Here is a 22,612-nt window from a genome sequence, read left to right on the forward strand (position 1 = left end):
GAGGGCGTTTGATATGTATGGGGTAGCATTGTCAGCTAGGTTACCGGGTAGCACTATCCAGAAGTACAGAAGAACACCTGAAATTACCGCGGCAGTCGGAGGTTTTGAGAGACTTTCTAATGTCGAGTAGATCAGAGCAATTAGTATACTTTGGAAGGTAAGAAAGCAAAGCAGGGTTGCTAGCCCAGAGTGCATTTTCGAACCAGACAAAACCATTGTTAGATCGAATAGCAGCACACTAAGTAGGTTTACAAGAACTATTGAAAGTGTTCGACAGATGGTGCGTAGGACGCTAGGCAACCAGGCAATGTATACCTGCTGAGGCAAACCCCCGTAGTGGACCTTGGAAACCCTAGCATCAAGTATAAAGAGTAATGCGAGGGAAATTAGTGGCTGCGTTCCAGTAAAGAAGAAGCTGTATCCCGGAGGTCGCAGGTTCAAATCCTGTCCCCGCAACGGATAACTCCCGATAGCTAAGCTATCGGGAGTTTTTTTATGCCCAGAATCGACTATGCCGCCGGTTTTGGGGCCGCCGGTTTTGGGGCCTTTGACTGGGCGGGTTACTGGCTGTACTGCTCCCTGGTTGTAGAGGCTACTGGCTGTGCCGCTTCCCGACTGTGTGGCTCCTGATGAGGTGGGGCCCCTGATGAGGCGGGGTCGAGTGAGACGACCCCTCATGGGGTGGTTCAGCAGATGACAACCCCTCGTGAGGTTGCTCCTGATTCTGTTGGGTGGGCCGGTTAGGCGGGCATGGGAGCGGGGGAGTGGAACGGGCGTGAGTAATAGCCTTACCCTTCATACTCCCCTGTTGAGCTCAGTAGGGTTGCTGAGCATCGGTCCTGCTGGTGCCCCTTCGGCTCCTTCTGCCTCTATCTTGTTCCGCAGTCCTGCAGCCGCAGATGAGCATCTTGCTGCCCTGTATCTCTGTGCTCGTTGATTGGAAGCGGCGGGCCCTAAATTTCTCTCTCTAGCCCTGCTGAGTTCGTCCTGTTGGGGGGCCGTGTATGAGGGGGGGGCGTTGGGGTCTTGGGGCAGCCCTCGGGAGGGACTGTATTGCCTCCTTGGGGCGACACCCGGAATCGCGTGCTTGGGGGCTAATTAATCCTGAGGGGTTCTCTAAAAGGATGTTTTTACCTCATACCTAAATCAGAATATGCGAGAGGTTCTCTATATTCCTTGTTGAGAAATCAGGTGATTTACCCCGGAATTTCGCGGATTTTGATGCAAAAATAGCCAAAAACCGCAAAAATTCACCTGGAAAGTGATTGTCCTCACGATAAAACTTTAAAGCCTGAAGTCAATGTTTTTGAATAGGGGTCGAAAAACCTTCAAAACCCCCGAAAAATCAAGGTAAAACCCCTCATTCAACCATTGGTTGAACCCATGTCATTTTCTACTTAAACCTTAGAAAAAGTTTAGGCTTAAGGTTAATATTTTGCGAGGGGTCAAAAATGCCCTAAAAAACCGTTAGAAAAGGCTTTTTGACCTGGTAGCTTTGAGTACATGGTCACCGCGGTCCGCCGCTCAGGTCACCGGATTGACCCCGCTCCTTTCCATCGCATGAGGACATCCCCGCCACAAGCACGGGATGGTGATGGACAAGCCAAAGCGGTACCAAAACCACAGGCCGACCGACTACAGACCATCTATCACTCAACCACTGACGGGCGTTCCCGTCCCAGAAACACCAACAACGAGGACAACACCATGGCACTTCGCCCCCGCACCGTTAAGGCAGGCTCTCTTGCGGCTATTGCCGTACCCACCGTGCTTGGTAGCACCCTGCTGTCTCCCGCATCCGCATTCGCTCCCGTCGTGCAAGACATTCCCGGCGCCGCCGCCCAGGGTTCGCTCTTTACCGCGACTGTCCAGCCTACCCTTTCGCAGGTAGCCGTGCAGGTTCGCCAGCAGGCTGAAGCTCCCGCGACCAATCAGGTCCAGCCCATTCAGCAGACCTACACCGCTCAGGCAGCTCAGGCTACCCCCGCCACCTTCCAGTCGGCACAGGCAGCACAGACCGCGCAGGCTGCTCCCGTAGTCACCGAGGCTAAGCCCTCGCTCTCGCAGGTCGCTAACGCTCAGACCGCTCAGGTGGCACAGCCCGCCGTCGCCGGTAGCACCGTTCCGGTAACCCGTAGCAACCAGACTTTCCTGTCCTACACCTCCCCGGCGGGCACCACCTCGCAGTACCACGTGTACGCGGACGGCGTGGACTTCTCCAAGCCCGTTGGCGTGGTCTTCTACTTTGACGGTGACTACTGGCGCAACGATCAGTCCAAGGTCTACGACCCCGCCGGTGAGCTGGCTCAGATGGCTGCCTCCGCCGCGGCTCAGAACATGCTGTTTGTGCCCGTCATCTCCCCGGACACCAACCGTTATGATGCTGGCGTGACCTGGTGGGAAGACATGGAGCGTAACGGCGAGTTCTTCCGTTCCTTCGCGTCTTCCTTCATCGCAGCTAACGGTGTGGACTCCTCCAACGTGTGGACTATGGGCTACTCCGGTGGTGCCGAGTTCATCACCTATGAGCTGAACACCAAGCCCCAGACCTGGCGTAACGGCGGCGGCTCCATCATGGTCGCCGGCGGTGGCCTCGATGAGGGTACCCCCTCCGCAGCGTTGAAGTCCCAGCCCATGTACTGGTACGCCAACGCGAACGACGGTGCCGGTGAGACCTACCCGCAGACCTGGAGCGCCCGCGGCGCCGTGGAGGGCGGTTACGATGCCTACCTGACTGCTGGCTACACCAATGCCTCCGCGACCGTACTCAACGGCTCGGGCCACTTCGACTACAACTTCTCCCAGATCCTGAGCGACTCTCTCGCCAAGAGCAAGAGCACCGCCGCACCCAAGGCTGAGCAGAAGACCGAACAGAAGTCTGAGCAGAAGCAGCAGAACACCCAGCGTGCCCGCACCATGCACTCGGGTACCTACCTGAGCTACACCTCCCCGGCGGGCACCACCTCGCAGTACCACGTGTACGCCAACAACCTGGACTACTCCAAGCCCGTCGGCGTGGTCTTCTACTTCGACGGTGACTACTGGCAGCGTGACGAGTCCAAGGTCTACACCCCCGACGAGGGTATGCTCGCCGCCATGGGTAAGATTGCGAACGCCCGCAACATGGTGTTCGTGCCGGTCATCTCCCCGGATACCAACGCATCCGGCGACGGCATCACCTGGTGGGAAGACATGGACACCAACGGTGAGTTCTTCCGCTCCTTCGCGAAGTCTTTCGTGAGCGAGAACAACCTGGACGCATCCCAGATGTGGACCATGGGCTACTCCGGCGGCGCCGAGTTCATCACCTACGAGCTGACCGATCACAACACCTCCTGGCGTCAGGGCGGCGGCTCTATCATGGTCGCCGGTGGTGACTCTGACGGTTCCGTGGATGCCGACGCAACCACCAAGGGTCTGCCCATGTACTGGTGGGTCGGCGCTAATGACACCTCCGGTAACACCAACCCCGTCACCTGGAGCGCACGAGGCGCCGTCGAGTCCGGTTACAACGCATACCTGAGCGCAGGCTTCTCTGACGCCCGCGTGAAGCTGATTGATGGATTCAGCCACCACGACTACGACCTGCCGCACATCCTGGCCTCCTCCCTGGATTTCGCGGGTAAGACCCCGGCGCTGGGCTACAGTGACCTGTCTGACTCGAACCCGAACTACAACGAGATTAGCTGGAACTCTGACCACCGCATCATGCTCGGCTTCGCGGACGGCACCTTCCGCCCGAACGCATCGGTCAACCGTGCGCAGCTGGCAACCTACCTGTACCGCGTGGCTGGTCGCCCCGCTGTGAACGCACCGGCTGTTTCGCCGTTCAACGATGTTCCGGTCAACCACCCCGCGTACAAGGAGATTTACTGGCTGAGCCAGCAGGGCATCACCGGTAGCGACTTCCGTCCCCTGGAAGCCGTCACCGAGTCCACCATGGCTGAGTTCATGTATCGTGCCGCCGGTTCCCCGGCACAGGATCAGGGCGGCTACGCATCGCAGGCCCTGGCCTGGACCGCCTCGAACGGTATCGGCACCGGCTCGACCTCCTCGGCAGCCATCACCCGCGACGCTATGGCAGGCTACCTGTACATCTACGCTAACTAAGGTGCAGAGCCCTAAAGCATAAAGAACCGCCCCGCTCCTGAACTTCAGGAACGGGGCGGTTACTTGTATGTGACCTACAGGGGATGCGCCTAGCGGCGCGCTACCGTATTAGAGAGCCTGGGTGGGGGTGTCGCCACCGATAGCGGGGGCCGGCTTTGCCTTCAGCGCAGCCAGACGGGCGTCCAGCTCGCTCTGGCGACCCATCTCCTCCAGGGTGTTGAACTGTGCGTCCAGCGAGGAGGAGGCCAGCTCCTGCTGACCAATAACGCGTGCCTCTTCGCGGCGAACCTTCTCTTCGAAACGGTAGATTTCGCTGGTCGGGTCCATCACGTCGAAGGCCTTCAGCGCGTCGTTGACCTGGCCCTGAGCGGCGGCGGTCTTCTGACGGGCGGTCAGCTCATCACGCTTGTACTTCAGCTCGTCGAGCTTGGTACGCATCTTGTCCAGGCCGTCCTTGAGCTGGTCCACGATCTGGGTCTGAGAAGCCAGCTGGGGCTCGAGAGCCTGGGCAGCCTTCTCTGCCTGCATCTGCTTGCCCAGAGCAACCTTAGCGAGGTTGTCGAACTTGTCAGCGTTGGCGACGTCGCCAGCGGTGCGGAGCTCATCTGCCTTGTTAGAAGCGGCCAGAGCCTTGGCGCCCCACTCCTGAGCTTCCTTGAGGTCCTCTGCGTGGTCCTTCTCCAGCAGTCGCAGGTTGCCAATAGTCTGGGCGACGGCGGCCTCTGCTTCACGGATGCTGTTGGTGTAGTCGCGAACCATCTGGTCCAGCATCTTCTGCGGGTCCTCGGCAGCGTCGAGCAGGGCGTTGATGTTTGCCTTCGCCAGCTGTGCGATTCGACCGAAGATAGTCTGCTTAGCCATGATTTCCTACTTTCTGTTCAACGGGCTGCGGGGGAGCGCTACGCTCCTCGTGAGCCGTGCCCGTACAACTTATTATGTGAGAGGTTTCTGGGCGCAGGCTGTGAAAATCATGCACGCCCGATGGCCTCAACCTGAACTTTGGGTAAATTGGGTGACCTAGAAGCTTCCGCCGTCGCCACCGCCGCTGCCCCAGTCGCCGCCTCCGCCGCTGCCCCAGTCGCCGCCTCCGCCGCTGCCCCAGTCGCCGCCTCCGCTCCAACCGCCGCTGGAGGAAGAGCCGCCGGAGCTGCTGCCCCAGCTGTGGGTTGAGCCGGAGCCCAGGGTATTCAGAATCGCACCCAGTAGCAGGCCCTTCGCGAGGTCGCTACCCCAGCTATTGCCACCGCCACCGCTGGACCGTTCGGAGAACTGGCCCATCTCGCGGGCGGCACGGTTCTGCGCATCGTTGGCCTGTTGAAGGGCAATATTTGCTTCGTTGAGGGCTTCTAACGGGTTGGAGTTACGCATCTGGTTGGCGTTCATGAGGTGACGCTCAGCTTCAGAGATCGCGGTCAGGGTCGTGGGACCCACGGCGCCGCGACGATTCTCGATGTACCCGCGGGCACCGGTGACTGCGGCGTGCGCCGAGCGGAGGGTACGGTCGAGGGTCTGGCTTGCGGCGCGAGAACGATCGCGGGTGGCGCGCATTTCTGTCATCGACTTGTCCAGTTCGCTCGAGAGCTGGCGCAGCTGATTAGCCAGTGCCAGCGGGTCGTTCGGGCGGGCGGTGGAGCTCTGCGTCACCTGTCCGAGGACCGCCTCCATACCTGCGGCCACGGCGGCCAGGTCGGAACGACCCTGAGAAGTAGCCAGGCTCTTAGCCTCGGCCACGTCACGCTGAATACTCAGCAGATCGGTGCTCAATGCCTCCTGCGCCGCGTTGAGCTCGTTGTTTCGGCTCGTCACCGCATTGGACAGCGTAAAAATCTGCGCCGATGCTTCCTCGGCAGAGCGCAGGTGGGCAACAGCCTCGGTTCGGTTGGTATCCACCAGCTGATGTGCCTTCTGAAGCTCATCGGTGCACAGGGCCAGGTTCGATTCCAGCAGGCTGGCGGTCTTCGAGATGGGCTCCAGAGCCGAGGACAGAAAGCGCTCCTTCATCTGGGCGTAGCGGGTAGAACATTCCTCTACCGTGCTACGCAGCTGCGGGAGACGCTCGTTCAGCGCTGCGATGGCCTGGGGGGCCTGCTGCTCCAGGTCGCGCATCTGGGCCAACTGGGCGTCCTGCTCCTGCGAAATGCGGGCCACGGCCTGGGAATTGTCGATAATCTCGTTCAGCCAGGCGCGCTGCTCCGCGGGGGTGTCCGGGATGGAATCGGTCAGCAACTGCTGGCGCTGGAAGGACCGGCGCATCAGCTCTTCGGCGCGAACGATTTCCTGCTCAAAGCGGGTGACCTGCTGATCGCCGTACTGGGCGCGCGCGAACTCCAGCTCCTGCTTGGCGCGGCTCATCGTAGTGTCAGCCTGTAGCAGGGCACTACCGGCTCGGGTGCGCAACTCCTCCAAGGGGATCTCCGGGACCTGCGGATGCGGAACCGGCCGGGGAGCATTATAGGCGGTCTGCCGCGGGGCGTTATTGCGGCGCCTACGGCGACGAACTGCGTACACGCCACCACCAACGGCAGCTACCGCACCCAGACCCAACACACCGGTCACCACACCCGAAGAGCTACCACCCTTCTGCGCCTCAATACCTTCGACCGCGGCCAACGCCGCACCGGAGTAATCGCTGTTCTGCAACTTGGGCTTGACGTAGTTCTGGTACACCTTCGTCTGCTGATCACTGGACAGGGTCTTGGTACTACCGGCCATGAAGTACGCCTGGCGGGTCTCAGTCGCAATCACCAGCACCACATCGGCCGAGCCCCAGTTATTCTTCGTGGCCAAGGCCTTCGTCCAGGCCTGGGAGCCCGAGGGATTCTCGAACTTATCGATGGTCACCACGTGCAGGTCCACGTTGTGCTTCTTCGAAAGAGCCGAAATCTTGGAACTCAGCGTGGAGGTATTGCCCAGCGAATTCGTGGTGTCATAGATGCGAGTACCGGTAATCTGCATGGGGTCGGCGGCCTGCGCGGTCGAGGGGCCGGCGGCGGTAAAGAACGCCGAACCAGCCGGTGCCACGACGGGGGCGAAGGACAGACCTGCGGCCAGCGCTGTGGCACCTACTACGGTGCGTAGGCGCGGGTACTGGATGCGAGAGTGACGCGCGGGGGTGTGGTCGGTCATACTATTTCCTCCGTTATCGTGACGTATTTATGTGCTCGTTCGTGCAGGTAGCGGTCATTGCGTACCCTCAACACCGGTCACACTATTAGTGTAACCGTGGCCCTGCGGCCTAGGCCCGATGATACGAAGCCTTCAGCGAATATGACCCCATTATTGTGTGGATGTTTGCCGCCCGTTTACCGGCTTCCCAGGCTTTATACAGGAAAGCCGGGGTCCAACCTCATCCCAAATCCCGACCCACCGGTTATTCAGTTAGTACCGGCGCGCAATCTCCAGATTGCTCATCAGGTGACCCACTACCTCCGCGGCATTAACATCGTGGATACTCTGTGCTATGCCGTTCACCACCTTAACCCGCGAAGACGAGGCGTACATCCAGCCCAAGAACTGCACATGATTCAGCAACCTAGAACTGCGATCTGCCTGCTTCCGTATCTGCGACCACAAAAAGGGTGTAGTCGGCACGCCACGGCCCTTATACACCTGGGAGTTAGAATGGGCGTCCAGAAGCTCAGCGAGCGCCTCAATATTTTCGGTCAGCTCCTTCAAATCCTCATCCCCGGCAGAGGGACCGACGAAATACCGTTCAACCAGGGACCAAGGCATGTAGCCGCTACAGCTGCTCACCCATACCAGCTTCAAACGCAGATTCTGCAGGCGAAGCACCTGCAGCAGAAGCCGCGAATGGGTGCGCAACACTGACAGCGGCGTGGAAGATAACTTCACCTCCTCCGAAAGCAGACCCTCGGAGAGACCCTCCCCGGAAAATGCCTTATACGGATCTGGGACGCCCACCAGAAGCACCGGCCCCTCGTAGTGAACGAACGCCAGAACCTCGGGAACGCTCGATAGGGAACGGATGCGCTCGCCAATGGTCGGCAGATCCTCCCCAACCGGGGCGTACTGTTCGCGGCTGAACATCAACGTCTGGATAGGCTGCTCGGCAAGGTCGGGCGAGTCATGAGCAAGCGCCCGCAAATCAGTCACAACCTCCGCCAGAACGCCGTCCTGCTCGACCTGTAGAAGCTCCTGGAGAAGCTCAACGACAGAGCGCGCCTGCAAGCTCAAGACCGCAGCGCAGAACTCCGCATCCTGAAGCTCAAGACGCACCTTCTCCAGGCGCTCTTCCAGCGTGGACTGCACGCCCTTGAGCTCAAACTCGCTCAGCTGCTCCGGGCGGAGCATACGGTGCGTACCATCCTCGCCGGGACGGTAGAAAAGCTCGCTAAACTCCAACGTAGACTGAATGCCCTTCAACGCCTGCTTTCGCAACTCGGGCAGAACGTCAAAGGCAACTTCCATCATCTCATTCCAGACCTTGACCTCATCGAGATTTGAATCCTTACGGACAGTCTTCTTCCAGGTCTCGGCAAGCTGCATAGCGCGGTCAAATTCGCTCAGCTCCACAAAAGCCGCCAGCTTCTGCGCACTCTCACGCAGATAACGCACCGCGTATAGGCGGACATTCAAAGAATCCGGGAGGGTATCCTCCAACAGACGCCGACGGAAGGTACGCTCAAAGCACTCTTCGGTCAGGCTAATGACGGTGGCGCTTAGGGAGAGCGCGTGGTCGCGGGCAAAAGCGAAAGAGCCCGGGGCCTCCGCCAGACGAGGCAGGGACGTATAGAACTCCAACGCCCCGCTCAGCTTCAGCCGAGACTTTCGGATGGTCTCTTCCAGATCTGCGGCAAGCACCGCGCGGTCAGCCTGGGCAGTCTCCTTGAAACTGTGCAACGGAGAAACTTGCGCACGCTCGAGCGTCTGCAGGTTCATGACCGCACGCATGAGGTAGTTCTCCAAGATCCTAACCTGCTCCCAGCGCTGACGCTGATTCAGCGGAACATGATTCTCCTGCGTACCGACCAGCAGATGCTGCGGCACACCGCTAATCGACGGCAGCGCAAAGACTTCATCCTCAGATGTACTGACAGAAAGCACCATGGGGTAGCGGCTGCGCTGCGCGTTCTCTAGAGGGGGAATGAGCTTGAAGTTGGTGCTCAAAGAGAAAGGGTCGGAAGGCGCAGGCTTGGGCTGGTCGGCCTCGTCCTTCTGCGTAGTTTCTTCCTGCTGAGGGGGAGTGGTCTCCTGCCGAACGGCGGCCTCCGACCGGGATTCTTCGCGCACGCCGGCGTCTTGAGCGTCCGCGGGGTTTTCCACCTGAAGGGGAGCGAGCGGGGAGGGCACCGCCTGCTTCGCCGCGGTGCTCTCAACACGGTTCTGCTGTGCATCGTTGGCCGGGGCGGTACCCTGCGGGGCACCCGAAGGCTGCGGATTCGGCAGGTACTGCTGCGGATAGCTGACGGCACCCCGGACGGGCTGACCCTGCCGATTCTGGGCCTGCGGAGGCTGAACATGCGGAGGGTACCCGTGCTGGGGTTGTCCCGGAGCATGGGGAGGTGCCTGCGGTGCGCTCGCCGGGTACGGGCCGTACGGAAGTGGCACCTGCTGGCTCTGCTGCGCGTCGTTTTTGCCCCGCCGTTTCTGGGCACGGAGGCTAACCAGCAGAACGACAAGGGTGATAGCGAGTACGCCCCCGAGGAGGGTGTACAGGGGTGCGGGGCCCGCCGCCGATAGCGAAGGTAGCGTGGCGAGAAGAGCGAACGCGGCGCAGGAAGTACTCATGTCATTACGATAGCCCAGCAAGCCGGGCGGTGTTGGGGCATCGGCCAGATTGCCGCATACTAAGCCTCCGTATTCGGAGCGAGAGGCGTAGGGCAGAGACGCAGAGCGAGACAACAAAAATGCGGTCCCCACCCGTATTCGGGGTGGGGACCGCATTCTCATCACTCATCACTAAACACATATGCCCCGGCTCGGCCTCACCCGAGCCAAAGGCCACCTCGGGGATACACCCCATCCGTTACGGGCCTCTCAACTCCCGTACCGGAAAACTCGTTTGACGGATAGGTTCTCGTCCGTCGTCTTGGCCAAGGTTATCTGGAGATAGCCGTGCTCTGGTGTAGCTCGTGGAGTCGTTCCTCCCGATGGCGGCGGTACACCATGCCTGAGCAGCAGGCCACTACGCCGACACCGATGCCGATTGAGCCCACTAAGATGGCGCAAAAGATCATGGTTGCAATCACTGGAGTTCCTCCTTCGTAAGTCATCTGCCCTCCACGCTACGGGCCTTCTCTGTGCCTCAGCTGTGCGTAGAGGTGAGTGCCGCTGTGTAGATTACGGTTCGTTAGACCTCCTTGTACGGGATCTTCGCATGTGGGGCAGCGAAAAATCGGTACTCAGAAAATTCCCAGGGAACTCTACGCTGAGTGACAGTGAAAAAACGCTGAGGGGCATGAACAACCCTCTACAGTAGATAGAGACAGTGCGCCCGAACGACGCACGGGTAGACTTCAAGGAGAACAACCCATGACTCAGAACACCGGATGGTCTCAGGGCGGCAACGACGGCACCTCCGATGCGACACGGCCTCTGCAGAGCGTGAACGGGCGACCTATTTACCAAAACTCGGGTTACCAGCAGGCCGGGTATCAGACCACCCAGAACGCTTACTCGCAGGCGTACCCTCAGAACGGCTATGGGTATCACACTACTGCCGCGGCTGCTTCTCGCACCCCGGAAAAGAGTAAGCGTTATGGAGGCGGGGTTATTCTCACCGCTGCCGTGCTTGCAGCTCTCGTGGGCGGTGGCGTGGGCGCCGGTGTTGGCTCCTTCACCGCCTCGGCCGGCTCTTCCTCGTCGAGCTCCTCACGCGGGTCGGTGAGCTCGAATATCAGTAATTCGTCAACTGTCACCGGTGTTGCCGAGACCGCGAAGAAGGCTCTTCCCTCAACCGTCAGCATTGTGGCTTCTAACGGGTCGACTGCTGCCGGCGGCGGTAGCGGCGTTGTTCTGGACAAGGAAGGCCACGTCCTGACGAATAACCACGTGGTGGTTTTCTCAGATAGGGAAGCTTCCGTTGTCGAGGTGCGTCTGAACGACGGTACGGTGCGCACCGCTAAGATTGTGGGGCGCGATGAAGCCTCCGACCTGGCTGTCTTGAAGATTGACCCTTCCGGGCTGAACCTGCAGCCCATCACCTGGGGAGATTCTTCGAAGCTGGTCTCGGGCGAGGTTGTGGTGGCCCTCGGCGCGCCCTATAGCCGGACCGACACGGTTACCTCCGGCGTGGTGTCGAACGCGAACCGCGTGCAGCCTGCCGATGAGAAGGGCCAGAACTACATCCCCATGGTTCAGACGGATGCCCCCATCAACCACGGTAACTCCGGTGGACCGCTCGTGAACCTCAAGGGAGAACTGGTCGGTATTAACGCGCAGGGCCAGGCAAGCCAGGACGGCGGTACCGCCGACGGTATGGCCTTCTCGATTACTTCGAACTACGCCAAGCGCATCTCTTCTGAGATTATCGCCAGTGGCAAGGCCACCCACGGTTACCTGGGCGCAAACGTTAAGAATAGCCCCGCCGACACCGGTAGCGGCTCCTCGAAGCTGATTTCCGGCGGCGTGGAGATTAGCTCCGTGACCTCCGGCAGCCCCGCAGCCAAGGCAGACTTGCGTGCCGGCGACATTGTGGTGGAGGCGGACGGACACCCCATCACGAAGAGCGACGAGCTCAATGGCACGGTGCGTGCAGCGGCGGCCGGCTCGAACATGACGCTCAAGGTCAAGCGCGGCGGGACGACCAAGGACATCACCGTGACCCTGGGTAGCGCCAACTCGTAACGCTAACCTGTAAAGCTAACCCGCCTCTTTGGTTCCGCCTCCGAGACGGGGACACGAGCCGATAGATACGGGCAGGTAGAAGAGCAAACAGAGACGAAGCTCCCGACCCTCGGTGTGAGGGTCGGGAGCTTCGTCGTACTAGTGCCACGGAAACGGCCTTGCGGGAAGGCTAGGCGTTCTTGAGAATCTCGGCCACGCGCTTCTGCAGAGCCGGGATGACCTCCTGCTCGAACCAGGGGTTCTTCGCCTGCCATCTAAAATTCAGGGGCGAGGGATGCACGAGCGGCAGGAACTTCGGAAGATAAGACTCCCAGGCGCGCACTGTCTCGGTCAGGTTACGCTCAGCCTTCGGGCCGCGCTTACCGTTCAGGTAGTACTTCTGGGAGTACGCGCCCACCAGCAGAATCAGCTGAACGTCCGGCATGAGATTCAGCAGCTGCGGATGCCACTTCGGCGCAAAATCCTTGCGCGGTGGATTATCACCGTGGGCGCCCTTACCGGGGTAGTAGAAATCCATCGGCAGCAGCGAAATCAGCTCGGGGTCGTAGAACTGCTCATCGGTGACACCCATCCACTGTCGTAGCTTCTCGCCACTGGGATCATTCCACGGAATACGGCTCTCCTGCGCAGCCCTACCGGGCGCCTGACCAATTACCACGATGCGTGCCTTGGGCGAGGCCGAATAGACCGGCTCCCAGCCCAGCTCGGTGTACTCTTTATTCTCCGGATCCTGGCGAATCTGCTCGGCCAAGGGAGGAGTAGAACTCAGAATCTGCTGAACCATCTGCTCGGACAAATCGTGGTGCGCGGTAGCCATGCTAGATGGCGCCTCCTTCAAATCCGTTCTGACGCCAGGCCTCAAACACCGCAATCGATGCAGAGTTAGCCAAGTTGAGGGAACGGCGGCCAGGCTTCATGGGAATCTTGACCCGTTCGGTAACGTGCTCATCCCGCTGTACCTCGGCGGGCAGGCCCACCGACTCGGGGCCGAACATGAGGACGTCTCCGGGACGGTACTCGATATCCGCATAGGAGGTCGAGGCCGTGGTCGTGAACGCGAAGACGCGCTCCGGCTTGAGAGCCTGCCAGGCATCCTCGAGGGTCTTGTGGACGGTCACCACGGCCAGGTCGTGGTAGTCCAGGCCTGCGCGACGCAGGTGAGCGTTATCGAAGTTGAAGCCCAGCGGCTCTACCAGATGCAATTCGGCACCGGTAATCGCGGCCAGTCGGATGGCGTTACCGGTATTACCCGGAATCTCGGGGGTATAGAAAAGAATCTTGAACACAATCCCAGTGTACCCCGCGGCCGTGCGGGGCTCGGTGGTCGCCTCCACCGCACGACGCAAGCGAACGGGGAGTGAAGCAGGGAACGGACAAAGCCAACGCACATAAGGGGACGCGCTAGAATGGCCAAGTGGGCGTGCACACCCGGCGCGTGCGGTCCCGCACCCCAGCCAATCGTGTCCCGTTGATTCGCGAGCAACCAGGAGGAACCCATGAGCACAGCATCCGAGCAGCCGGCCCGCGTCTACCTCGACCACGCCGCAACCACCGACGTGCTTCCCGCCGCCATCGATGCGATGGTCGAGCAGATGCGCGCCGGCGGCAACCCCTCCTCCCTGCACGCCCTGGGCCGCGACGCCCGCGCTACCGTCGAGTACGCCCGCGAACGCATCGCCCGCGCCATTGGCGCCGACCCCGCCGAGGTTATTTTCACCTCGGGCGGCACCGAGGCGGATAACCTCGCCGTCAAGGGCATTTACTGGAAGCGCCGCGAGGAAGACCCGCAGCGCACCCGAATTCTTGTCTCCTCCATCGAACATCACGCGGTAGAAGACACCTGCGAGTGGCTTGAAAAGGCCGAAGGCGCACACATCGAATGGATTCCCGTGGACGAACGCGGCCGCGTGAACCCGCAGACGGTCCGCGAGCTCATCGAGAAGAACCCCGATGACGTCGCGCTCGTGACCGTCATGTGGGCCAACAACGAAGTGGGCACCGTGCAGCCCATCCCCGAGATTGCCGCCATTGCTGCCGAGTACGGGATTCCCATGCACTCTGACGCCGTGCAGGCCTTTGGTGCAGTGCCGATTGACTTCCACGCTAGTGGCACAACCACCCTCGCCATTTCTGGCCATAAGATTGGCGGGCCCATGGGCATCGGCGCGCTGGTCGCCACCCGCGCCGTGCAGATGACCCCCGTCCTGCACGGAGGCGGCCAGGAACGCTCCGTGCGTTCCGGTACCATCGACGCCCCCGCCATTGCGGGCTTCGCCGAAGCCGCCGTGCACGTGGTTGAGCACCTGCCTGAGGAATCGGCCCGCATCGCCGCGCTACGCAACGAACTGGTGGCCGCCGTCAGCGCGCTCATTCCGCAGGCGCACCTGAGCGGCGAGGACCCGCTCACCGAGGAATACCCCGGCCAGAAGCGACTGCCCGGCAACGCGCACTTCACCTTCGAGAACGCAGAGGGCGACACCCTGCTCTTCCTGCTGGACATGCAGGGCATCAGCAGCTCCACCGGCTCGGCCTGCAACGCCGGGGTGACCCGCCCCTCCCACGTGCTCATCGCCATGGGCATGGATGAGGACACTGCCCGCAGCGCCCAGCGCTTCACCCTGGGGCATTCGAGCACCGGTGCGGATATTGCGCGCCTCATCGCGGCCCTGCCCACCGCCTACACCCAGGCCGCCAAGGCCGGGTTGTCGTCTCAGCTGCCGGACGCATCCCGCTGGCACTGAGTATTCTCGCTTAGAACGTCCCAGAACCATCCAAAACACCCCGCCGCCCCGGATTCCACCCTTAGACCGGAGGTTCGCTGAGGGTGCACTGCCCGGTACCGGGGCATCGCTCTGCGTACAATAGGTAGCTACAGCCCCGGGCCCGTGCTTCTGCGCGCCCGCGCATCCGAGGCAGCCGATAGAGCATCGGCGTGTAGACGACACCAACACATGACAGGCCAAACATCCCTCCGCGCACCGCGTGGAAAGATACGGCCACGGAAACGAGGAATAGCGTAGTGAAGATTCTGGCAGCTATGAGCGGCGGCGTTGACTCCGCCGTGGCCGCGGCCCGCGCCGTCGATGCGGGTCACGAGGTCGTGGGTGTGCACCTGGCCCTCTCGCGCATGCCCGGAACCCTGCGCACCGGCTCCCGCGGATGTTGCACCCTCGAAGACTCCATGGATGCACGCCGCGTCTGTTCCCAGCTGGGTATTCCCTTCTTCGTGTGGGACTTCTCGGAACGCTTCAAGGAAGACGTCGTGGACGACTTCATCGCCGAATATGAGGCCGGGCGAACCCCCAACCCCTGCATGCGTTGCAACGAAAAGATCAAGTTCGCGGCCCTGCTCGAGCGCGCCGTCGCCCTCGGCTTCGACGCCGTGGTGACCGGCCACTACGCCCGCGTCATCACGAACGAGGACGGTAACCGCGAACTGCATCGCGCCGCCGACTGGGCCAAGGACCAGTCCTATGTGCTCGGCGTGCTCACCCACGAGCAGCTCAAGCACGCTTGGTTCCCCCTGGCCGACACACCCTCGAAGGCGCAAGTACGCGCGGAGGCCGCCGAGCGCGGCTTCTCCGTGGCGAAGAAGCCGGACTCTTACGACATCTGCTTTATTCCCGAGGGCGACACCCGCGCGTGGCTCGGCGAGCACATCCAGATGCGTCCGGGCCTCATCAAGGACACGAGCGGTCAGGTACTCGGCGAGCACCCCGGCGCCCAGGCCTACACGGTCGGCCAGCGCAAGGGCCTGGCCCTGGGTCGCCCCGCCCCCGACGGCAAGCCTCGTTTCGTGCTGGAGGTGCGACCCCAGGAGAACGAGGTGATCGTCGGCTCCCGCGAGCTTCTGGCCGTGGACGAGATTCGCGGCATCCGCGCCACCTGGGCGGGAGTCCCGGTGGATCAGGCAGCCCGCTTCCTGCAGGAACCGGAGCAGCCAGGCGCTCGCAGCGAAGAGTTTGAGGTGACCGCGCAGGTGCGTGCACACGCCGACCCGGTGCGCGCCAAGGCGTACCTGACCTGGGCCCCCGACCCCGAATCTGAAGAAGAAGGCGCGCTGCGCCTGGAAACAGTAGTGCGCCTGCTGGACCCGCTCTCGGGCGTCGCCCCCGGCCAGACCATGGTGCTCTACCAGGGCACCCGTGTGCTGGGACAGTCCACGATTGCCCGCGCATACTCCCTGAACCGCGAGGATATTCAGGAAGCCCTCAACGCCCAATCCGCGTAATACTTCATCAGCACCGATAACCTACCCGAGGAGATCCTCATGACCGAACCCACCCCCGAGCAGAGCCAACCCGTCCCGTTTGACCCTTATGCCACCTCCATGGGTGATGAGGTTGCGCCCGAGGTCTACGAGGAGCTCTTCGCGATGCGCCGCTCCATCGACAATTTCGATGCGGCCCTCGTGCATATTCTGGCGGAGCGCTTTCAGGCCACGAAGCGTGTGGGCCTGCTCAAGGCTAAGCACAATCTGCCGGCGGGCGACCCCGGCCGTGAGGAAGCTCAAATTGCTCGTCTGCGCGCCATGGCGAAGGAGTCCAGCCTGGACCCTGAGTTTGCTGAGAAGTTCCTGAACTTCATTATTTCTGAGGTGATTCGTCACCACATGCGTATCGCAGCTGAGCAGCAGGATGACGAGCAGGGCGAGAACCCTATCTCGGCTGATCATGCCGACTAACCCTCGCCGGGGTGTGCGAGGCCCTGCGCTGGAACCGACGCCTCAGCGCCTGCTGATGCCTGGCGAGTACCGTGCCCCCGAGGGCGACGAGCTGGACGAGCGGGAGCTCGCGGCTCTCGCCACTGAACGCCCCCTGGTGCGCGCCAGCGGCACCGGACCTTTTCCCGGAACCTCCCTGGCGGAGGCGATGGCCCGCATCGAGGGGGAGCTGGGGGCGCCGCATCTGCTGTACCTGCCGCAGCTACCGGCGGCCGGCTGGAAGGGCACCGTGACCGCTCGCACCCTGGCAATCTGCGAGGGAATCGCCTTTGACGGTGCGTCCTTCGGCTGGCGTATGGTGCACAGTACCGGCCGCGGAGCACGCGAGTCGGCCCTGGCAGAGGACCGGCTTCTTTCCACCATTAACCTGCTGGCCGACCGAGTGGGTTCGCGGGCTTCGGGCCGTCGTACCTTTGAACAGGCCGGGGGAGAGGCCCCTACCCGTCCCGTATACAAGGTTCAGCTCACCGGCCCGCTGAGCCTGGCCGCGCAGGTGTACCTGCCCGGCGGCGAACGCGCGATGAGCGATGCTGGCGCGAGCCGCGATTTGCTGGATTCTTTCCTCGAGGGGATGGAACGCTGGTTCATTCTTCTGCGGGAGGCCCTGCAATCCCCGAACGCGCCGCTGGCTGTGCAATTTGACGAGCCTGAATTTCAGCGCCTGCTGGAGGGGTCTATCCCCACTGTGAGCGGCTTCCGCACCCTGCCGGCGCTCGAACCTCACGTCTATCGCGAGGTGTACCGGCGCCTGGTGGAGCGGTGCACCGACCTGAACCTGCAGGTCATCCTGAGTATTGACGGTACCGGGGTGAAGCCGTTGCGCGCGCCGAAGGTGAGCGTCAAGCCCGCCCCGAGCCTGGACGCGCTCGAGCTGCTCAAAACTATGCAGACCGTCGCCAAGCCCGACCTGTCCTGCGCCCTGATGTTGCATCCTGACCGTTCCCGTCCGCGTGGGGCTGGAATGCTGCATGTGCCTCCTCTGAGCGACCCGCGTTCTTGGGAACCTGTCGCTCAGCTAGTGGATGCGGGCGCTCGCGTCTGGCTGCCGGTCGTCACCGAGGAAATGGTGCCTCACCAGGCACGACGCCTTTTTAGCCTGTGGCGCGAGGTGGGGCTAGAGGTCCGTCAGTTAAGTTCCGTGGGCCTCATGCCCGATGACGCCCGCCTGCCCGCTGGAGGCTACGCCTCGTTGAGCCTTACGGAAGCAACGGCTTCTCTGACGCGAGTGACAGAGTGTGCCAGGGCTCTGGGCGAGTGCGGGGTATGATTAGAGGAATGACATTTTGGTGTAAGTAATTCCGACAATTCTTTTAGGGAGGTACTGTGAGCGTAGGCGACGCGCACACCATTCTGGTGGTTGATGATGATGATGCCCTGGCGGAGATGATCGGTCTTGTGCTCGCGCAGGAAGGGTTTAACGCCGTTTTTTGCGAGAACGGTGCACGCGCCTTTGAAACCTTTATGCGCTCCACTCCCGACTTGGTTCTTCTGGACCTGATGCTTCCCGGAATGAACGGTATTGAGGTGTGCCAGCAGATTCGCCGTTCTTCGAACGTGCCGATTATCATGCTGACCGCTAAGAGCGATACTGAGGATGTGGTGAAGGGCCTGGAGGCTGGCGCAGATGACTACATCGCCAAGCCGTTTAAGCATGCTGAACTGTTGGCCCGCATCCGTACTCGCTTGCGTCCGCGTGAGAGCCGTCAGTTGGTTGTCTCGATTGGCGATATTGTCATGGATATGGATGGCCGCACGGTCAAATATCACGACACTGAGGTTCCGATGACTCCGCTGGAGTTCGATCTTTTGGCTGCTCTGGTGCGCCACCCGGGCCAGGCTTTGAGTCGTCAGGAGCTGTTGGACATGGTCTGGGGTTACACCGATGTGAGCGATTCTTTGGTGAACGTGCACGTCCAGCGCTTGCGTGCGAAGTTTGACGAACTGGGCGCGGATCGCTTTATCCAGACGGTGCGTGGCGTTGGATACAAGATTCCGTCTGAACTGGTTGGTTCCTCCGCGAACTAAGCAGTAACACACGATGACTCTCACCACAGCGGCGAAGGGATAATCTGATTGTCTGTTGCGAAGTTGCGCCGTAAGCACGGCGCTTTGGCGGCGGAGGCGGTTGCCTCCGCCTCTTCGCGTACCCGAACCCCTCGGTCGCGGGAGGACCACCAGCCGCGTCGAAGCCTGCCGCATCGGATGCGCAGGCTCTGGCGTGAGTCCCTTCAGTTCCGTGCGTTGGCAACTGCTGGTGTGCTGATGTTCTTGAGCTTCTTGGCGGTGGGTTGGTCCCTGTCGAGTCAGATTGCGACGAGTCTGTTTGAGAACCAGAAGTCGCAGGCGCTACAGGAGTCGATGAGTGGTTTCCGTAACGTGCAGAGCGTGTTGGATTCTTCCGAGATGCGAAGCGACAGCGAGATTCGCCGTAACGTGAGCCGCACGCTGACGGTGTTGGATGCGGGCGCGTCGGGTAAGCGTAGCTGGATTCTGGTGCCGTTGGAGGGGCAGGGTAAGCAGGGTTTTATTCCTGAGCAGAGTAGCGATAAGTTCCTTAACTCTTCGAGTATTCCCACGGATTTTAAGAACACTGTTCGCGATAAGAACGGTGTGTATTGGCAGACTTCTACGGTGACGACGGTTGAGAATAATCGTGAGCGCACCTACCCCGTGCTCATCGTGGGTACGCATATTTCTATCGCACAGAACCCTAATTACGGTCTGTTCACTGTGTATGACATGACCGATTCTTCTGCAACGATTGCGCACATTAACTTTGTGCTTTTCGGTGGTTTCTGTGCCCTGCTGACTGTGGTGCTGTCTGTAGTGTGGTTTGTGACCCGATTTGTGGTGCGCCCGATTACGCAGACCGCTATCACGGCGGAACGTTTGGCTGCCGGCGATTTGGATCAGCGTGTGTCGGTTAAGGGTGAGCACCAGGCGGCGCGTCTGGGTATTTCCTTTAACCGCATGGCTGATTCCTTGCAGGAGAAGATTGTTCAGTTGGAGCGTCTGTCGACTTTGCAGCAGCGTTTCGTGTCGGATGTGTCGCATGAGTTGCGCACCCCGCTGTCTACGGTGCGTCTGGGTACTGAGTTGCTGTATGATTCGCGTGAGAATATGACTCCGATGCAGGTGCGAAGCGTGGAGCTTTTGCACGGTCAGGTGGATCGTTTCCAGTCGATGCTGGCCGACCTGCTTGAGATTTCGCGTTTCGACGCTGGTAGTGCAATGCTGACGATTGACACTGAGGACTTTATCCAGGTGCTGTCGAATATTCTGCAGGAGGCTCTGCCTCACTTGGAGCGTACGAATACGAAGCTGAATGTGCACACTAATCACGAGAGCATCATGGTCGATATGGACCGTGTGCGTATTGAGCGTGTGTTGCGCAATCTGCTGTATAACGCAATTGAGCATGGTGAATCCCGGCCGATTGACGTGTATGTTGACGCGAATGCGACGAACTTGGGTATCGCTGTGCGCGACCATGGTATCGGTTTGTCTGAGGATGAAGCTGTTCAGGTCTTCAACCGTTTCTGGCGTGCTGATACTTCGCGTAAGCGCACTTTGGGTGGTACCGGTCTGGGTCTGTCGATTGCGGCTGAGGACGTACGCCTGCACGGGGGCACGCTTGAGGCGTGGGGTGAGAAGGGCCGCGGCGCCTGCTTTACGATGAACCTTCCGCTGGTTCATGGTGCCCCGCTCGGGGAGTCCCCGGTTCTGGCGACGGGTGAGCCGGAGGCGTCAACCAGTCGCCCTGCGATTGCGAAGGATACCTTGCCTTCGATTGATCCGCGTCAGAAGAAGGACGCTGCGGAGGGTAAGGAAGGGTAGCTTCGCCCTGACTTACTGTGCTCGGGATGTCAGGGGACCGGTTTTCTCAGGTGCTCGTTCCTTCCCTGACGAAGCGCGGTGTGGCTACCGGTGTGTTGTTGCACTCGATGATGATTCACACCCGCGCTGTGCCTCGTCACATTGCGCGCACTAGGTACCTAACCAGTACAATCGAGGAACGTATATTTTCACTCCGTTGTTACTTCTGTGGGAACGACGGCCATAACGTCATTGTTTTAGAGGAAGGTCTGACCCCTATGCCCCAGGGCGCTGTTTTCTCTCGGCGTATTGCGCTCTCTGCGGGTGTCGCCTCGTTGGCGGCTCTCTTCAGCTCTTGCGCGGGTCTTCCTTCGAACGACCGCGTGACGCAGCACAGTAGTACCCTGGGGGCGAAGGATTCGAAGACTTCCCCGGCACGCGCATCTGGCCCGCTGACCGGTGCCACCCCTGAGGCTATTATTGAGGGTTTTATTCGTGCGGGGGTTGACAGTATTGAGAACTATGCGGTGGCCCGGCAGTATCTCAGCACCTCGTATAGCCAGCGGTGGAACCCTATTGGTACGACCCGCGTGTACCGCAATACGGTTCAAGCTCGGGTTGATGAGGGGGGTTCTTCGTCCGAGCCGGCAGAGAGCACTTACCACGTGCGTTTCCAGCAGACTGCTACGGTGAACAGTCAGGGTCTGACGAGTACTTTCCCTGAGGCGCAGACTGAGACTCAGGATTTCAAGCTGGTGAAGGAAGACGGTCAGTGGCGTATTAGTTCGTGTCCTGACGGATTGTGGCTTGACGGCAGTGAATTTGAGCGGGTTTTTAGCCCTTATCGCCTGTACTTTTATGATCGGTCCTTCCGGTATGCGGTGCCTGATATCCGATGGTTCCCGCATATTGAGAACTACTTTGATCTTTTGGTGCGTACGCTGATGTCCGGACCGGCGTCCTATTTGAAGGGTGTCGCTTTTTCTGCTCTGACAGATTCTATGACCTTGGATGAGGCGCGCCTGGTGAACAACCAGGACGCTACGGTGCGTCTGACGGGTGAGCGTTTGGATGATTCTCGTTTGGCGCGTATTCGCGAGCAGATTGTTCACGGACTCAGCAACTTCTCTGGTTTGGAGAAGACCGAGGTGTACTATAACGGCGCTCTCATTCCCGAGCAGGCCCCGAACGGGTATACGCCTGTGTCGTTGACGCTTTCTGTTCCTGACCGTACCGTGGCTATTACTGCGAACGGGCAGATGGTAGCTCGTGACAACTACATGAGTTCTTCGGGCGAGCAGATGCTTCTGCGCGGCGTTAGCCAGCTGAGTGCTCCTGCGATGAGCTATTCGGGTGATATGTTCGCTTGTCTGGCGAATGATGCAGGTAGCCTGTACACGGTGTATCAAGGGACTGCCCGCCGTGTGTGGCAGGGCTCGAACCTGACTGCTCCGACCTTTGACGCGTATGGTTGGGTGTGGGTTGCTGATGCTGAGGGCACGGTGCGTGCTTTCAAGCCAAACTCCGAGGATGCTCAGGAGCGTGAACGCGGGGTCGATATTGGTATGTCCTGGCCGCGCAATTTGAGCTTCACCAGCATTAATGTGTCGCACGATAGCGCGCGCATCGCGGTTGTTGCCTCGACGGAGGGTGCATCGGCTGTGATTATTTCGGGTGTGGTGCGTGACGATGCTGGTAAGCCGCTCAACCTGACCGAGATGGTTCGTCTTAGCTCCTCTGTGGTGCCTCGCAATGCGCGTTGGGCCGGTGACCAGAGCGTTGTGGTGGTCAACGTGAAGAATGGCGAGTCCGAGGTGATTTCGCTGAGTGGTGAAGAGACGAAGCTGGATCGCTTGGATGGTGTGATGAGCGTGTCGACGGCCGATAACACGTCTAACATTATTGCTCACCGTTCCGATGGTTCTTGCTATGTGCTGGAGGAACGTGGCTGGACTCGTCTGGATACTCTCCTGCACGAGATTAGCTACGCCGGCTAGGGAACGCGCATGAATGTACAACAGCGTGGTGTGAGTTTTGGGCGAGTCTCGGGCCGGAAGCTGGGGCGCTCCGCGGACTGGGCGGCTCGTGCGTGGGGCTCTTTGGGCGAATTGCTACTGCCGCGGTCGTGTTCCTGCTGTTCTGTGGCTCTGCCGTATG

At 60.5% G+C, this 22,612-nt stretch carries 14 protein-coding genes; 9 read left to right on the forward strand and 5 right to left on the reverse strand.

Annotated features, from left to right (window positions below; all coding sequences use genetic code 11):
- The first annotated feature begins 1,707 nt into the window (after positions 1-1,707).
- A complete protein-coding gene (locus JX292_RS06820; RefSeq protein WP_204862890.1) occupies positions 1,708-4,110 on the forward strand; it encodes an S-layer homology domain-containing protein in 2,403 nt (800 codons plus the stop codon).
- Positions 4,111-4,218: 108 nt separating this feature from the next.
- Here JX292_RS06820 and JX292_RS06825 read toward each other — a convergent pair whose 3' ends face one another.
- The 3 genes from JX292_RS06825 to JX292_RS06835 form a co-directional block, all read right to left on the reverse strand.
- Positions 4,219-4,971 carry a PspA/IM30 family protein gene (locus tag JX292_RS06825; RefSeq protein ID WP_204862892.1) on the reverse strand — a complete coding sequence of 251 codons (753 nt, stop codon included), beginning with the start codon at positions 4,969-4,971 and terminating at the stop codon, positions 4,219-4,221.
- Between the two features lie 156 nt (positions 4,972-5,127).
- Positions 5,128-7,236, reverse strand: coding sequence for a TPM domain-containing protein (locus JX292_RS06830; RefSeq protein WP_204862893.1), 2,109 nt, complete (start codon positions 7,234-7,236; stop codon positions 5,128-5,130).
- A 252-nt stretch (positions 7,237-7,488) separates the two neighbouring features.
- The gene (locus tag JX292_RS06835) at positions 7,489-9,858 is read right to left on the reverse strand and encodes a non-ribosomal peptide synthetase subunit (RefSeq protein ID WP_204862894.1); all 2,370 of its coding nucleotides are present in this window, start codon (positions 9,856-9,858) and stop codon (positions 7,489-7,491) included.
- 744 nt (positions 9,859-10,602) lie between these two features.
- On the opposite strand from JX292_RS06835, the gene JX292_RS06840 reads away from it, so the two are divergent.
- The gene (locus JX292_RS06840; RefSeq protein WP_204862896.1) at positions 10,603-11,916 is read left to right on the forward strand and encodes a S1C family serine protease; all 1,314 of its coding nucleotides are present in this window, start codon (positions 10,603-10,605) and stop codon (positions 11,914-11,916) included.
- 169 nt (positions 11,917-12,085) lie between these two features.
- Here the strand turns inward: JX292_RS06840 and JX292_RS06845 are convergent, their stop codons facing one another.
- Both JX292_RS06845 and JX292_RS06850 read right to left on the reverse strand, forming a co-directional pair.
- Complete coding sequence (locus JX292_RS06845; protein ID WP_204862898.1) at positions 12,086-12,733, reverse strand: uracil-DNA glycosylase family protein; 648 nt, start codon at positions 12,731-12,733, stop codon at positions 12,086-12,088.
- Position 12,734: 1 nt separating this feature from the next.
- Entirely contained in the window at positions 12,735-13,202 is a 468-nt protein-coding gene (locus tag JX292_RS06850; protein ID WP_204862899.1) for a tRNA (cytidine(34)-2'-O)-methyltransferase, read from the reverse strand.
- Positions 13,203-13,412: 210 nt separating this feature from the next.
- Here JX292_RS06850 and JX292_RS06855 point away from each other — a divergent pair, with 210 nt between their 5' ends.
- From JX292_RS06855 to JX292_RS06885, 7 genes are all read left to right on the forward strand, one after another.
- A complete protein-coding gene (locus JX292_RS06855) occupies positions 13,413-14,657 on the forward strand; it encodes a cysteine desulfurase family protein (RefSeq protein WP_204862900.1) in 1,245 nt (414 codons plus the stop codon).
- A gap of 278 nt (positions 14,658-14,935) precedes the next feature.
- Positions 14,936-16,147, forward strand: a complete 1,212-nt coding sequence (gene mnmA / locus JX292_RS06860; RefSeq protein WP_204862901.1) for a tRNA 2-thiouridine(34) synthase MnmA — start codon at positions 14,936-14,938, stop codon at positions 16,145-16,147.
- A gap of 39 nt (positions 16,148-16,186) precedes the next feature.
- Positions 16,187-16,600 (forward strand): chorismate mutase, encoded by a 414-nt coding sequence (locus JX292_RS06865; RefSeq protein ID WP_204862902.1) that lies wholly within the window; start codon positions 16,187-16,189, stop codon positions 16,598-16,600.
- Entirely contained in the window at positions 16,590-17,906 is a 1,317-nt protein-coding gene (locus JX292_RS06870; protein ID WP_204862903.1) for a methionine synthase, read from the forward strand. Before JX292_RS06865 ends, JX292_RS06870 begins: the two co-directional genes overlap by 11 nt.
- A gap of 56 nt (positions 17,907-17,962) precedes the next feature.
- Positions 17,963-18,664: an MtrAB system response regulator MtrA gene (gene mtrA / locus JX292_RS06875; protein WP_204862904.1), complete on the forward strand. Its 702-nt coding sequence runs from the start codon at positions 17,963-17,965 to the stop codon at positions 18,662-18,664.
- A gap of 48 nt (positions 18,665-18,712) precedes the next feature.
- Positions 18,713-20,476 (forward strand): MtrAB system histidine kinase MtrB, encoded by a 1,764-nt coding sequence (gene mtrB / locus JX292_RS06880; RefSeq protein ID WP_204862906.1) that lies wholly within the window; start codon positions 18,713-18,715, stop codon positions 20,474-20,476.
- A gap of 257 nt (positions 20,477-20,733) precedes the next feature.
- Positions 20,734-22,452 carry an LpqB family beta-propeller domain-containing protein gene (locus JX292_RS06885; RefSeq protein ID WP_204862910.1) on the forward strand — a complete coding sequence of 573 codons (1,719 nt, stop codon included), beginning with the start codon at positions 20,734-20,736 and terminating at the stop codon, positions 22,450-22,452.
- The last annotated feature ends 160 nt before the right edge of the window (positions 22,453-22,612 follow it).

The organism is Rothia mucilaginosa, from assembly GCF_901875305.1.
GTDB lineage: Bacteria > Actinomycetota > Actinomycetes > Actinomycetales > Micrococcaceae > Rothia.